This window comes from Proteiniphilum saccharofermentans, from assembly GCF_900095135.1.
Taxonomy (GTDB): domain Bacteria; phylum Bacteroidota; class Bacteroidia; order Bacteroidales; family Dysgonomonadaceae; genus Proteiniphilum; species Proteiniphilum saccharofermentans.
Map to the genome: position 1 here is coordinate 2,002,119 of NZ_LT605205.1, position 13,999 is coordinate 2,016,117.

Genomic DNA, 13,999 nt, shown 5'->3' on the forward strand with positions numbered 1-13,999 from the left:
TTTAATGAAGAGTAATATTTACGCCGAAAACAAATGTCTTGATTTGCGGATAGTTTCCTCCACCCTGAATCGGTCTTTCGGGATCGGCCGAAGAAAAATAATTCGTAAGCGTCAGTAAATTATCGGCAGATGTATATATCCGGCACCGATCGACATTGATTTTCTGAGTTAGTTTGGCCGGAAGCGTATATCCTAATTGTATATTCTTTAACCGGAGATAGGCCGCATTTTCCATCCAGAAAGTAGAAAAGCGCTGGTTGTAGCTCTGATTGTATGTGAAGCGCGGATAAGCTGCATTGGGATTGGGATTGGATGCCTGATACCGATCGGCATGGAACCATTGTGGATAGGTCGACTGGTCAGTGAATGCATGGCGGGCAGGTCCGTAAATATATCCGTCTACTTTTCCTACTCCCTGAAACAGGAAACTGAAATCGAATCCCTTGTACCCCATGTTCCCCTTAAAAGAGTAAGTATAGCGGGGAATGGAACTACCTACCACTTTCCGGTCATTATCAAGATCAATGACACCGTCACCATCCAGGTCCTTGTACTTTATATCACCTGGTTGTACCAATCCGGCGTCTCCCGACATGATGGGGAATTTGGGATTTTCATATCTCCCTGAAACAGGATTGTATTTTTCAAAATCAGTTGGCACGGCAATTCCGTCGGCAACCAATCCGTAAAGGGCCTGATTGGGATAACCGACCATAGTAATATTATCAGATCCGATAATGGAGCCTTCCCATTCGGTAATTTTATTTTTCACATCTGCCAGCATAAATGTGGCTCCATAGGTGAAATCTGTTCCTATACGGTCTTGCCAGCCAATCTCAAGTTCCCAGCCTTTGTTTTGCATTTCTCCTCCGTTTTCATCCATGACCGAGGGAAATCCACCTACGGCGGGCAACTCTCTCTGGTATATCATTCGCCGGGTTTTACGTATATAGTAATCTCCGGTAAAAGTTAAACGGTTGTTCAAGAAGTTGGCATCAATCCCGATATTGGTTGTATGCAGCATTTCCCATAACAGATTGGGGTTACCGATATAGGTTTCGGCATACCCGTCGTTGGCTACAGTACCTATGGTGGGAACAGTAACACTGGCGATACGGGACATATATGGATAGTTGTCCGATCCGGTTGAGAACTGATTACCTAATATACCCCATGAGGCACGGACTTTCAATTGATCTATATGATCCTTTGTAGAACTCATAAACTCTTCTTCGGAAATACGCCACGCCCCTGAGAATGAGGGAAACCATTCCGCCCTGTTCCTTTTGATGAAGCGGGAGGTAAGATCATACCGCAGGTTGGCTTCCAATAAATAACGTTCCTTGAAATTGTAATTGATACGTCCAAATCCGGAACGCATTGCCCAATGGTTGGCTGTTGCGCTGTTAGCTTGAGAATCAGGTGAACCAAAGTCAAGGATTGGGTCTTTTTCCGTGATCAGGTTTCTTCTGAGAGCATTGAACTGGTCGGCTCTCTGCCATTCCTGTTGAAATCCAAGCATCGCGTTGAGAGAGTGATCGCCGATAGTTAATTCATAATCGGTTTGTGCGAATAGAGTTTGGCTTAAGGTACGATAGTCTCTGTTTTCTATAGAGTTAGGGGTGTTCGTTGTGTACCAGATGTCATTCGTTTCCGGATAGTAGAAATGAATGGTCTTACTTAACAGGTTTCTGAAACTGTTTGACTGGCGTGTGATATAATTGGCCGAAGCGGTCCATCCTCTGAGAATATCTACTTTTACTGTGAAATTACCTGTAAATTCCTGTGAAGAGAATTGTTGCCCACCTCCGTCGGTAAGATAGGCTACCTGATTGCTTTGTCCGCCCCCGTAACCCCATCGGCCATCAGTAAAGTGCACAGGTACGGTGGGTCGTGTCCGCATAGCGTTATACAATACACCTCCGGTAAGGTCGAAAGACGCATTTGGTGCAGAGAATTGGCGGTCAATATAGCCCATATTAGCTGTAATATCGAAACGGTTGGCTACTCTTGTATTGAGTTTTAACCTGATATTGTGCCGGTTTGTATGTGTAGATTTGCCCACGGTCAAACCCTCCTGATTCAGGTAACCGTAAGAAAGCAGATAGCCCATATTTCGTGCTTTCCCGTCGATACTGGCATTCAGGTTGTATTGCGGAGCTGATGATAAAAATGTTGCGTCAATCCAGTTGGTGTTAGCATAATAATTGGGATCTGTTCCGTCAATGGCTTTCTGAATATCTTCCGGTGTATAATTCTGAATGCCTCCCACATTTGCCTGAGCCTCATTTTCCCATGCCATGAATGTAGGGCTGTCAGCCATTTTTGGGAGCTTGGTGGGTGTTTGCACGGCATAATATGTGTCAATGTTGATACGTGGTGCACGTTCGTTCCCCGATATGTTTTTTGTTGTAATCAGGATAACTCCGTTGGCGGCCCTGTTCCCATAGATAGCTGCAGAAGCAGCATCCTTTAATACTGAGATGCTTTCGATATCGTTCGGATTGATGATGTTCATATCTCCTTCCGCACCATCGATCAATACAAGGGGATTATTGTTGCCTCTTGAGCCGACCCCCCGGATCTGTATCGTAGCATTGGATTGCCCCGGTAATCCTCCGTTTGCATTGGCTGTAACAGTCATCCCAGGCACAAGTCCCTGTAAACCGGTAGATACATTGGCTATCGGTCTCTTTATCAGGTCTTCAGATGAGATTACACCTACAGATCCTGTCAAATTAACTTTTCGTTGTGTACCATACCCAACCACAACCACCTCATCGAGTAATTCGGAATCTTCATTCAATACGATGTCTATCGTGCTCCGGCCGTTACGAGGTATTTCCTGGGCAGTATATCCAATATAAGAAAATATGATCACGGCATCGGTAGGAACGGATAAAGAATACCGGCCGTCTATATCGGTCACAGTTCCGTTGGAAGTCCCTTTTTCTACAATATTTACACCGATAAGTGGCTCATTATGTATATCTGTTACACGTCCGGAGAGAACAGACACCGGCTGTGTTTGTTCCGGTTCGGGTTCTGCCTGCTTATTTCGAACAACGAGGTAATGGTTATTATTCCTCTTCTCATATGTAAATTCCGATTGGCTCAGTGATTTATACAGCCACTCTTCCATATTATTGGTTTCAGCATCAAATGCAGGAGCTTCTTCATTCTGAATCTCTGTAGCATTGTATGATACGGATTGCCCTGTAGTTTTTCCAATTTCATTGAGTCGCTCCAATCTGTGTATCATCGACTCGGCAGGAAAACTACTGACATTCTGTACAGTGGCAGACAAATTTCCAATACTCACCCAACACAATATCACGACTGAGAGGGTGATCCTACGCATTTCATCCATTTTAATTCCCATAATTTTGTCCTATTTAATCAATTCAACTCTGTTGTTATTTCTTTTATAATGCACATTATATAATTTACATATTGTGGTAAGTACTTCTTCTTGTGGTGTGTTTAAAGTAAATGATGTTACTATCCTTTCGTTGTCATTTACAGCATGATCGTAGATCAGGGTAATATTAAATGCCTGTTTCAGCCTGAAAGCAACTTCCCTGATGGTTGCCTGTTCCAGCATAATTGTTCCCGACCGCCATGCAGATATGTTTCCGGCATCTGTTTTACCGGCTACAAACTCGTTATTCCCGTTTTTGACAGAGACTTTATAATCCGGATCCAGGATAATTTTATTCTCTTTTTCATCATATACCTGTACCCGGCCCGTATTGACCGAGATTACCTGTTCTTCCAATTGGGCATATGCTCTTATATTGAAAGAAGTACCTAATACCTGTGTACTGATCCCATTGGGAGTATGAACGATAAAAGGCCGGCTTGCCTCTTTTTTCACATCGAAGAATGCTTCTCCTTCATCCAGCCATATTTCACGGGTATGAGCGTTGAATTTTCCCTGTCGCAGGCTGATAGTTGTTCCCTGATTGAGGAAAATGGTAGAGCCGTCGGCCAGTACGATCTTTTTCATATCGTTACCGGTTGTAAATTGTTTTTCAATCGAAGAAGATTCCGACGGTATCGCTGTTGTATCTGTAAGAGATGGATCTTTGGTGAACGGGAATGTCAATAAGATAAGAAGTAAAGCAATTGCGGCGGCACTGCTTCCTATAACTAAAGGAATGCGCCGTATAGTCTTTCCTTTGGAATATTGGGAGGTCCCGATCTCTTTCATGATTTGTTTCCGGTTCCTTGCGATGGCCTTCTTTAACCCCTTGTCGGTTAATCTTCTTATTCCTCTAGCCGGTTCATAAGACTGCTTTAATAACTCTATAACATTTTTCTCCTTTTGAGTAGTTTCATTGTTATGAATGCGCCGAAGAAAATATTTTAATAAAAATTTTTCTTCATTATTTTTTTCAGGCAACTTATCTTTATCCATATTCATTTTTCGGTTCTTTCTTATATATATTACGGAATTGAGAGTTTGTTTTTCCCTGACTTTTTGGTTAATAAAACTTAATGTGTTTTTTGATTTATCTCATAATGTTTATTATTGTGACGATTATGGACTGACCATTTTTCGATGAATGAAAAAATAGTAACATTTTTGTAATTTTTTCGTAGTAAAAACTTAATGCGGTTTATCTTCCTTTTTATGGATGAAATAATGTTTCTTTGTAGTGAAATCAGATGCAGTTAAGGAGACCCTATGATTAAAAAGACGGATTATTTTTTGCTTGGGTTAATTTCGGAAAAGGATCGGAAAGCTTTTGCTTTGCTCTATGACCGTTATATCAAACTAATCTACAAATTTGTTTACCAGGCATTGAACGATCAGGAGCGAACAGACGATCTTATTCAGGAATTCTGGATAAAGGTGTGGGAAGATCCCTCTTTCCTGAAATGTAATGAACAGGGGTCAGTACAATCCTATATGTTGAGAAACCTTCGTTTCAGAGTGCTGGATGTGTATCGGGAAACATTGAAAAATATGATCTCCATAGATCAATTGGAAGAAACTATGGAGTTTAACTATCAGGATATTACTGCCGGATTGGATGAAAGAGAGTTATTACTGGTAATTCGTGAAGCATTGGATAAACAGCCCTATGTAGTGCGGAAAACATTCTGGTTGCGGATTAATGACTGGTCGGTGGAAGAAACTGCAAAAGTGTTGTCCGTGAGCAAAAAAACAGTATATAATAAATATTCGGAATCGCTGTCGATTGTGAGGTCGCATCTGAAAAATAACCATCCTGAGTTGATTGAGGACTTTAACTCGACCTTAAACGGAAAAAAGATATTTTCATTGCGTACCCTCTTTTTTTGAAGAATGTTTATTCTTCTTTTGTAATTGAACCTTTACCATCATATCTTTGCCGGACATCGATAACTGAACATTTTCGGCCCTCAAAGCATTAAATAACAAATATACGATCAAAATAAAATAAATCATGAAATTTATCGGAGCTCATATCAGTGCATCAGGTGGTGTGGAGAATGCACCCCTCAACGCGCACGCCATCAGGGCAAAGGCATTTGCTTTCTTTACGAAGAACCAGCGTCAGTGGTTTGCATCACCCTATACCCAACAGAATATCGACCTTTTTAAGTCGCGTTGCGAAGAACTGGGTTATTCACCCGATCATATTCTTCCGCACGACAGTTATCTGATCAATCTGGGCCATCCTGAAGAAGAGGCCCTGAAGAAATCAAGGGGAGCCTTTAATGATGAGATGAAACGCTGCGAACATCTGGGATTGAACCGGTTTAATTTCCATCCGGGAAGCCACCTGAATCAAATGCCGGTCGATGCCTGCCTAGACCGGATTGCCGAGTCGATCAACATAGCACTTGAAAAGACGAATGGAGTGACAGCCGTTATCGAGAATACCGCCGGGCAGGGGACCAACCTTGGGTACACTTTCGAGCAGATTGCCCATATTATCGATAAGGTAGATGATAAGAGTAGGGTAGGTGTCTGCCTCGATACGGCACACACTCTCGCTGCCGGTTATGAGATCAGAACGAGAGAAGGGTATGATGAGACGTTCAGCCGGTTCGACCGGATAGTGGGTTTCCACTATTTAAAAGGGATGCATATCAATGACTCGAAAAAAGAGCTGGCAACTCGGGTAGACAGGCACGACAGCCTCGGTAAGGGAGTGATGGGTATGGATATGTTCTCTTTTATCGTGAACGATCCGCGGCTCGACGATCTGCCGTTAATCCTTGAGACCCCGGATGAATCGCTCTGGGCCGAAGAAATCCAATTGCTTTACTCGCTGCAAAAATAAATAATAAGGTTGAGGAAATATAATGTTCAGAAAGGTTGGTAAACCTGTTTGAATACAATATTGGTAAACGGTTTCATAATAGATGACAAGGCCTGCATCAGGGATCGTATCCCGTGCAGGCCTTGTTGATAGTATTGGGTCTTAATACGGTTTTGTCCGTACATATCCCGTTTAATTTTAGTCTAATCTTATTTCATCTACAAAGATAAATCCTTTTCCTCCTTTTCCGGGATGCCATTCGGGTATCACAGAGGTTTTCACCGTCACCTTGAAATAGCGGGCAATCACCGGGTCAAATGAAACATCATGGGTGAAAATCCCTTCATAATTATCTGTTGCATCGTCTACAATCTTCTTCGTGGCTACCGTCGTGAAATGCTTGTTGTCGTCAGAAGTGGCTATCTCAATGGCCGAAGCATTGAAGATCCAATCGCCGGTAACCACAGCAGTACGGACTTCAGCAGTACTGATTTCCGCAGGTTCCAGCATATCGATTACTGCTACAAGATCGTCCCGTTGAAAACCCATCCATCGTCCGGTGCGGTAATTGGTGCTGCTGCCATTTAGGCCGTCCACCAACATGGTTGCCCCTGTATAAGCATAGCCGGAGGCTGGTTTTGTCAATAACTCGATAGGTTTATAGGTCGACTTGGTGACTTTGATTGTCTCATTGAAGAGGCGGCTATTTTCTCCTCCTTCACGGATGGCGACTGCTTTCAGTGTGGCGTCCTCCTGTATGGAGAATCTGCCTTCATAACGTGTTGAGGTTTCCGTCGGTTCACTGCCATCCAGGGTGTAATATACCGGAGCATTGTCAATGGTGGAGAATTCCACATCAAGGGCATTCTTGTCGGTATTGGAAGTAAGTGTGGCCTGCACATCAAAGATATGTCTGGCATAGTTATATCCCAGTTTGTCATAAAGCTTCAGCAGTCTCGGCAATCGTTTTAGGAATTGCTGATAATCTTTCTTTTCGGGTTGCATCCACTGTACCTCGCTCATGGCAGCCAGTCTGGGTAAGAGCATATACTCCACATGATCAGGTGTTTTGATATATTCGGTCCAGAGATTGGCCTGTGCTCCGAGGATATGTCTTCTTTGTGCAGGAGTAAGTGTTTCCGGTGCCGGTTCAAAGCTATAAACCTGTTCAATAGGGAGGTATCCGCCAATGCCAAAAAGTTCCTCTTCGGTATTGTGCGTCTGATAATAATCGAAATAAGCATAAGTGGTAGGTGTCATGATCACATCATGTCCCATCTGTGCAGCTTCAATACCTCCACCCATACCGCGCCACGACATCACGGTAGCATTGGGAGCCAGTTCACCTTCGAGAATCTCATCCCATCCGATGATTCTTCTTCCGTGGCTGTTCAGGAATTGTTCCATGCGGGCCGTCACATAACTCTGCAAGTAGTGTTCTGCAGTATTTCCGTCGTGGTCCTTCAGTCCCAGTTCCTTGATCCGTGCCTGGCAGCGGGGGCATTCTTCCCAACGTGTTTTCGGCGATTCATCCCCACCGATATGGATATACTCTGACGGGAATATCTCCATCACCTCTGTCAATACCGCTTCAAGGAAGATATAGGTAGAATCGTTTCCTGCGCAGAGTACATCATCAAATACCCCCCATGATCCCTCTACTTCGTATGGTCCGCCGGTACATCCCAATTCAGGATAAGCAGCCAGTGCTGCCAGCATATGTCCGGGAAGGTCCACTTCGGGGATCACGGTAATATAGCGTTCTTGTGCGTATGCCACTATTTCTTTGAGTTCTTCTTTTGTATAGAAACCACCGTGTGGTATACCGTCATATCCACCGCTGTTACGGCCGATCACCGTTTCTTTACGCATCGATCCTACTTCTGTTAGTTTCGGGTACGCATCGATCTGTATCCTCCATCCCTGGTCGTCGGTCAGATGCCAGTGGAAACGGTTGATATTATGCAGTGCCAGCAGATTGATATATTTCTTTACAAATTCCACCGGCTGGAAGTGGCGGGCTATGTCGAGCATTGAGCCGCGGTAACCGAAACGGGGTGCATCGATAATCGTGGCAGGGGCATAGGAAACAGCTCCTTTTTTCTCCACAGGAGTGGCCTTGCGCAATGTTTGGATACCGTAGAATACCGCAGCTTCAGAGGCACCGTCAATCCGGATGGTTTGCTCGTCGACGGTGATTTGGTATGCTTCGGGATTTTCATTTTTTAATCCTGTGGACAGGATAACGGCGTTCTGATCATGAATGTCAATCGTGACAACCGGTTTGATTCCCGTGGATAATTCCATATATTCCGCCAGGAACTCGGCATTGCGTTGCATCTTTTCATTACCTTCCGGATAGACGATCCTGGTACTTCCTGAAAATGTGAAAGGAATTCCCTCCTTTATGTTAATTTCGTTGGGTAAGGGGACTACTTCATAATTGGCTTCTGCCGTACCACTGCCACCCGTATTACAGGACACAGTAAGCAGAGCGATCACTATGGCAATGATCGATTGTTTGATTCTCTTCATTTTCTTTGGGTTTTGTAATTATTCACTTTTTCTTTACGCGATTGATAGCACAAAGATACTCTTTACTTTTTTATTATTGAGGTCTTTTAATTCTATTGCATATCTATTGATAGACTCATCAATAATGGAAAGGGGCCAGTTTCCTATGGTTTCCTAAAATAAGTTTCTTTTTTCACATATACCAAAGTGTCGTTCTTCTTAAGTTCGCTTTTCAGATAATCGAGATCGAGATAATTGGCATCAGCAGTGCCTTTTGTATTACTTGAAGATTTAATGAAAATATTATAAGTAGATAGTATAAATCCTCCTTCCGTTATTTTCCCCCGTAAAGTTGTATGGAGTTCCGCTTCCTCTCCGCTGACAACAGCAAGGCCCATTTCAGTATAGGGGGCAAATTTCACTGCCTCTGTCAAATCTTTTGGCGCCAAAAAGAGGCTATCATTCTTTACACTTATTTGCATAGGGACATCCAAACAGGTTGGACAGAAGACTCTGGCCGTACCTCTTCTTCCCAGAAGAATGGTGTTATATCGTATTGTTGGTTCTCTCAATGCATCCACCCTGGGTTCCATATCTACAATATGAATATCACCGGTCTTTCCCGACGGGCCTGTTACTTTTATAGAACTACCATCAATCTCTTTGTTGTCGGTAAAAGCGTAAATAGGTGAGATATCCTGTTTGTAAGGCCTGTATATGCCCGGCTCATAAATGAGTTTTGCATCGTCTTCGGAGCAGGAAGATATGATCAATGCAAACAAAACTATTAAAATAGGACAACTGTGTTTCATATTCCAAAATGATTTAGAGGCCCGATTCAAGAAACAGTATTTATTTTGTCATTAGCATTTTACTATTTCTACCCATAATTGTTGGAATTTAAATAGATATGATGCAAATATAGTGAAAGCCGAGAGAAAAACCAAGCTTGCTTGAAATTTTCCAAGGCGCATCCTATATAATGGAAATATAGTGAAAGCCGAGAGAAAAGCTATTTAAATTGAAAGATTTTCCAACGCTTTCAACGTATTATGTACCAAATTCGAATTGGTGACCTGTTGTTCATATTCCTCAATCACCACCGCAGTGCCTCCCATTTTGATATTGGGATTGCGATAGATCATGGCACTTTCTACCGGTTTTCTTGCAGAAAGATGGAACTCCTTTGCTCCGGTCTCCCTTGCAATGGTAGTTATATTGTTCATGTTGATGCCACTGCCGGGCATAATGATAATGCGGTCGTCCGCGCGTTGCACCAACTCTTTCAGGAGTGGAACACCTTGTTCTGCCTGTTGCTGTTGCCCCGATGTGAGTATCCTATGGCATCCCAGAGAAATGATTTTTTCAAGACTGTCGAATGGATCATGACACATATCGAATGCACGGTGGAAGGTGACGCTCATCTCCCCCGCGGCGTCAATCAGTTCCCGGTTCCGCTCCATATCCACTTCACCCTCTGCCGTGAGGCATCCGATCACTACACCGTCGACTCCCAGTTGGCGGGCTATTTCGATATCTTTCAGCATGATCCTATGCTCCAGTGCCGAATAGAGAAAGTCTCCACTTCTCGGACGGATAATTACATTCAGCTTGATATCCAACAGTTCCCTTGCCACGGTAATATCGCCATACGACGGGGTGGTGCCCCCTTCTGGGATGGCAGCACATAGTTCTACCCGATAAGCACCTCCCTTTTGGGCTTCCAGGCAACTGGCGACGGAGTTGGCACAGATTTCCAGTTTGTAATTCATGTTGCAATCTTTTTTAAAATATCTTCAAAGATACAAAATTAGGCGGGTATTTCGCGATATAAAGTAACTAATATATAGTTAAAGTGTATGGGTTATAAATATCTTCAATCAACAAGTGAGCACTTTTTTCTTTCTGGTTTGTTTGATATATATTAACGATCTAAAAATAATAGTTATGAGCACAGTAACAGCAAAACAACCAAAATCAAAGACAAGTTCCGCTAGCAAGGAAATCGGAACTTTCATTGGAGAACTTTTTTCATTTAACAATAGTTTAAAGCTTTATCATTGGCATGTGACAGGTAAAGGTAGTTATGCCCAGCATATTGCTCTGGATCAGGCTATAGATACTCTGACTGGCTTGCTGGACCGGATTACCGAAACTACTTACGCGTTGAAGGGTGATTTGGATATCGTGATTCCCCAAACTTCTGTCCCGGGAGATATTGTAAAGCACGCTACGGGCTTCTACGAGTATGTGGATTCCAAACGTGATTTGTTTACAGAAGACTTTTCAGGATCGATCCTCGATGATATCCAGGAAGCTATTCAACAGCTCCTTTACCGTCTTGTCAGATTGCAATAACCAAAACCATAAAAATGAAAAAATGGAAAGAGCGGCTTTGTTCGCTCTTTTTTATACTTGTTAGTTGTCCGGTATTATTATTCTTTGGGTTGCCCATACATATTTTTATCCGTTTAGTGAGCATATTATTAGTTTTTTCTATCTTTATGTTATATTTTTGAAGAGCGAATACTCTTTGAGACCTTTCGCATGATTTAGTTACTATTATACGATGTTGCAAAACTCGAATAAGCTATAGGATAATTATGATAAAAATCAATAACAATCTACTTTTTGCTATCTCTCTTTTGTTGGTTATACTGCTGTCTCTTAACAGCTGCAAATCCGGAAAGGGTGAAGAAAATTATATTAAATTTAAAAAGCTCAAAGATACGCATCAATATTTTGCCTATAAAGGTGATAGCTCAATCTTGGTAAGCGGGCATAGAGGAGGTCGTGAAGCCGGATATCCGGAAAATAGCATTGAAGGATTCCAGCATGTGTTGAGCCAAATGCCTGCTTTCTTCGAGATAGATCCCCGCCTGACCAAAGATAGTATTATTGTACTTATGCATGATGCCACACTGGACAGGACTACTGATGCGACCGGTAATCTCTCTGATTATGCCTTCTCCGAGCTACAATCGGTAAGACTAAAAGATCATGAAGGAAATGTCACTTCTGCCAAAATACCCACACTCGAAGAGGTGATCAAATGGAGTAAAGGCAAGACCGTTGTCAATCTCGATAAGAAAGATGTACCGCTTCATATGATTGTGGAGTTAATCAAGAAGCACAAGGCGGAAAAGCATGTAATGCTTACAGTACACACCGGAGCACAGGCAAGATATTATTCCGACAGATTACCGGGAATCATGTTGTCAGTATTCGCAAGGACTGATGAAGAATTCGCAGATATTGCTATTTCGGGTGTTCCCTGGGAAAGCATGATTGCTTATGTAGGACAGACGATTAACGACTCCAACAGACATATTGTAGAACAGTTACGGGCCAAAGGTGTCAGATGTATGGTGTCATACGCTCCATCACTCGACCGGCTAAGAACAGCCGAAGAAAGAGAATCTGCCTACAGACAAGCAATCAGGATAAGTCCCGACATCATTGAGTCAGACTATCCGGTTGAAGTATGGAAAGCCCTGAAGGATTGATGCCCCGTCTTCTCTTATCTTTCCCTGTTTCGCATAAATGCTGAGGTATGCACTTTTGTAATATTTGTAACGTCATCGGGGGTTCCTCAAAATTATTCCTTTATTAAACTACCCAGGAATCCCCCGATCAATCCTCCGTAGGTGCAATTTACCCAGCACACGGAAGAGAGAGGGAGAGTGCCGTAATATATTCCCCAATAATACCAGTATATGTAACCGATAATTATTCCTGACAATACACAAACGAATACGAACCAGTTTAATTTGAAGAATAAATTTATTTGTTTTATCATTTTTCTGACATAAGGATTGTTTCTTATTGTTCTTTGATTCATCTTAACTGCTTTATCCTATGCATATTTTCTTATTCTTTGAACGATACTTGTTAAATTTTTATAGGGCACTACTCCCATGATCCTTTTTATTTCTCTATCCCCCTTAAAAACCAATATATTAGGGGTGCCGGATACATTGTGTTCATAAAAAGGTCGGGGGTTTTTGCTTACATCTATCGCGTAGAAACAAACCGGTTCATGATTACTCTCGATCAGTTTCTCAATATTAAATCTCATCTTTTCGCAGAGTTCCGAATTACTGTCATGGAAAAACACAAAATTGAGTTCTTCATTATTCAATTCGATCTCCTCGATCTCAATTAAATTAGTATGCACTGATGCTAATGGCATTTGTTTAACTTTGATGTCCGCAACCATAACGGTCAGGATATAAAATACCACTATTGCAATGATAAAATGCCAGGATGCCAGTTTAAAAACACGATTCAACATATTTATTCAATGTTTATTTCCAATGATTTATTAAATTAGAAAACCCATTTATAGCCGTTTTATTATCCATAGTACATATAGGTCTCTACTTTGGTCATAACCGGTTTAATATGATAAAGCAGATGCTTTTTTACTCTTATGTTCCGGCTGCCCTTTAATAATTCCGCGTGAAGAGTTGCGTACAAAAAGCAAAATATCATCGCGTTCTTTTGTGACGGGAAATTCGGCTTCAATGCGTTCGAGTGCTTGCGATGTATTCATCCCCATCAGATAGAGATAACGGTAAATGTTCCGGATGTTTTCTATCTGTCCGTTGGTATAATTTCGTCGCCGCAATCCTATGGAATTGATGCCTGTATATGAAACGGGGTCGCGTCCCGCTTTTACAAAAGGGGGAATATCTTTGTTTATTTTTGAACCCCCTTGGATCATCACATGCGAACCGATATGCGTAAACTGATGCACCAGTATACCGCCGCTTAAAACAGCATGATCGTCAATCACAACTTCTCCTGCCAGTTGTGTCGTATTAGCCATGATTATGTTGTTGCCCAGCATACAGTCATGTGCGACATGGCAATAAGCCATGATCAGGCAATTATTCCCGATAATGGTTTTACCCCTGGCAATGGTTCCCCTGTTGACGGTCACGAATTCCCGTATGGTTGTATTGTCGCCGATAACGGCAAGTGTTTCTTCTCCCCTGAATTTCAGATCCTGGGGAATGGCGCCTATCACCGCCCCGGGAAAGATATGGCAGTTTTTACCGATTCGTGTACCTTCCATAATTCTCACGTTGGAACCGATACGGGTTCCCTCTCCGATGACAACATTTTTATCAATGATGGCAAATGGCTCTATCTCGACCGTTGGCGCGATATTCGCGTCGGGATGAATGTAGGCTAAAGGTTGTTTCATTTTTTTTCTGTTTTTT

Annotated in this window: 12 protein-coding genes; 4 read left to right on the top strand and 8 right to left on the bottom strand. The window is 42.4% G+C overall.

Going from position 1 to position 13,999, the window contains the following annotated elements:
- Position 1 precedes the first annotated feature (1 nt).
- Both PSM36_RS07815 and PSM36_RS07820 read right to left on the bottom strand, forming a co-directional pair.
- The gene (locus tag PSM36_RS07815; RefSeq protein WP_076930441.1) at positions 2-3,382 is read right to left on the bottom strand and encodes a SusC/RagA family TonB-linked outer membrane protein; all 3,381 of its coding nucleotides are present in this window, start codon (positions 3,380-3,382) and stop codon (positions 2-4) included.
- Positions 3,383-3,391: 9 nt separating this feature from the next.
- Positions 3,392-4,420 carry a FecR family protein gene (locus PSM36_RS07820; RefSeq protein WP_076930442.1) on the bottom strand — a complete coding sequence of 343 codons (1,029 nt, stop codon included), beginning with the start codon at positions 4,418-4,420 and terminating at the stop codon, positions 3,392-3,394.
- Positions 4,421-4,690: 270 nt separating this feature from the next.
- Here PSM36_RS07820 and PSM36_RS07825 point away from each other — a divergent pair, with 270 nt between their 5' ends.
- Both PSM36_RS07825 and nfo read left to right on the top strand, forming a co-directional pair.
- The gene (locus tag PSM36_RS07825; protein WP_076930443.1) at positions 4,691-5,311 is read left to right on the top strand and encodes an RNA polymerase sigma factor; all 621 of its coding nucleotides are present in this window, start codon (positions 4,691-4,693) and stop codon (positions 5,309-5,311) included.
- Between the two features lie 124 nt (positions 5,312-5,435).
- Positions 5,436-6,278 (top strand): deoxyribonuclease IV, encoded by an 843-nt coding sequence (gene nfo, locus PSM36_RS07830; RefSeq protein WP_076930444.1) that lies wholly within the window; start codon positions 5,436-5,438, stop codon positions 6,276-6,278.
- 26 nt (positions 6,279-6,304) lie between these two features.
- On the opposite strand, the gene PSM36_RS17335 is transcribed toward nfo, so the two are convergent.
- From PSM36_RS17335 to PSM36_RS07845, 4 genes are all read right to left on the bottom strand, one after another.
- A complete protein-coding gene (locus PSM36_RS17335) occupies positions 6,305-6,442 on the bottom strand; it encodes a hypothetical protein (protein WP_154670983.1) in 138 nt (45 codons plus the stop codon).
- Between the two features lie 13 nt (positions 6,443-6,455).
- Positions 6,456-8,792 (bottom strand): glycoside hydrolase family 20 protein, encoded by a 2,337-nt coding sequence (locus tag PSM36_RS07835; protein ID WP_076930445.1) that lies wholly within the window; start codon positions 8,790-8,792, stop codon positions 6,456-6,458.
- Positions 8,793-8,935: 143 nt separating this feature from the next.
- Positions 8,936-9,583: a hypothetical protein gene (locus tag PSM36_RS07840; protein ID WP_154670984.1), complete on the bottom strand. Its 648-nt coding sequence runs from the start codon at positions 9,581-9,583 to the stop codon at positions 8,936-8,938.
- 204 nt (positions 9,584-9,787) lie between these two features.
- Positions 9,788-10,543, bottom strand: coding sequence for a copper homeostasis protein CutC (locus tag PSM36_RS07845; protein ID WP_076930447.1), 756 nt, complete (start codon positions 10,541-10,543; stop codon positions 9,788-9,790).
- A gap of 295 nt (positions 10,544-10,838) precedes the next feature.
- On the opposite strand from PSM36_RS07845, the gene PSM36_RS07850 reads away from it, so the two are divergent.
- The gene (locus PSM36_RS07850) at positions 10,839-11,129 is read left to right on the top strand and encodes a DUF5856 family protein (RefSeq protein ID WP_232001545.1); all 291 of its coding nucleotides are present in this window, start codon (positions 10,839-10,841) and stop codon (positions 11,127-11,129) included.
- Between the two features lie 245 nt (positions 11,130-11,374).
- Entirely contained in the window at positions 11,375-12,277 is a 903-nt protein-coding gene (locus PSM36_RS07855) for a glycerophosphodiester phosphodiesterase family protein (protein ID WP_076930449.1), read from the top strand.
- A 350-nt stretch (positions 12,278-12,627) separates the two neighbouring features.
- Here PSM36_RS07855 and PSM36_RS07865 read toward each other — a convergent pair whose 3' ends face one another.
- Positions 12,628-13,065, bottom strand: a complete 438-nt coding sequence (locus tag PSM36_RS07865; RefSeq protein ID WP_076930450.1) for a thioredoxin fold domain-containing protein — start codon at positions 13,063-13,065, stop codon at positions 12,628-12,630.
- 105 nt (positions 13,066-13,170) lie between these two features.
- Entirely contained in the window at positions 13,171-13,983 is an 813-nt protein-coding gene (gene lpxA / locus PSM36_RS07870) for an acyl-ACP--UDP-N-acetylglucosamine O-acyltransferase (RefSeq protein ID WP_076930451.1), read from the bottom strand.
- Positions 13,984-13,999 lie beyond the last annotated feature (16 nt).

Bases quoted from the DNA above. Each gene is read 5' to 3' on its own strand.
- lpxA (WP_076930451.1), bottom strand. From the start codon at position 13,983: ATGAAACAACCTTTAGCCTACATTCATCCCGACGCGAATATCGCGCCA.
- PSM36_RS17335 (WP_154670983.1), bottom strand. From the start codon at position 6,442: ATGTACGGACAAAACCGTATTAAGACCCAATACTATCAACAAGGCCTG.
- PSM36_RS07865 (WP_076930450.1), bottom strand. From the start codon at position 13,065: ATGTTGAATCGTGTTTTTAAACTGGCATCCTGGCATTTTATCATTGCA.
- nfo (WP_076930444.1), top strand. From the start codon at position 5,436: ATGAAATTTATCGGAGCTCATATCAGTGCATCAGGTGGTGTGGAGAAT.
- PSM36_RS07820 (WP_076930442.1), bottom strand. From the start codon at position 4,420: ATGGATAAAGATAAGTTGCCTGAAAAAAATAATGAAGAAAAATTTTTA.
- PSM36_RS07815 (WP_076930441.1), bottom strand. From the start codon at position 3,382: ATGGGAATTAAAATGGATGAAATGCGTAGGATCACCCTCTCAGTCGTG.
- PSM36_RS07835 (WP_076930445.1), bottom strand. From the start codon at position 8,792: ATGAAGAGAATCAAACAATCGATCATTGCCATAGTGATCGCTCTGCTT.
- PSM36_RS07825 (WP_076930443.1), top strand. From the start codon at position 4,691: ATGATTAAAAAGACGGATTATTTTTTGCTTGGGTTAATTTCGGAAAAG.
- PSM36_RS07855 (WP_076930449.1), top strand. From the start codon at position 11,375: ATGATAAAAATCAATAACAATCTACTTTTTGCTATCTCTCTTTTGTTG.
- PSM36_RS07845 (WP_076930447.1), bottom strand. From the start codon at position 10,543: ATGAATTACAAACTGGAAATCTGTGCCAACTCCGTCGCCAGTTGCCTG.
- PSM36_RS07840 (WP_154670984.1), bottom strand. From the start codon at position 9,583: ATGAAACACAGTTGTCCTATTTTAATAGTTTTGTTTGCATTGATCATA.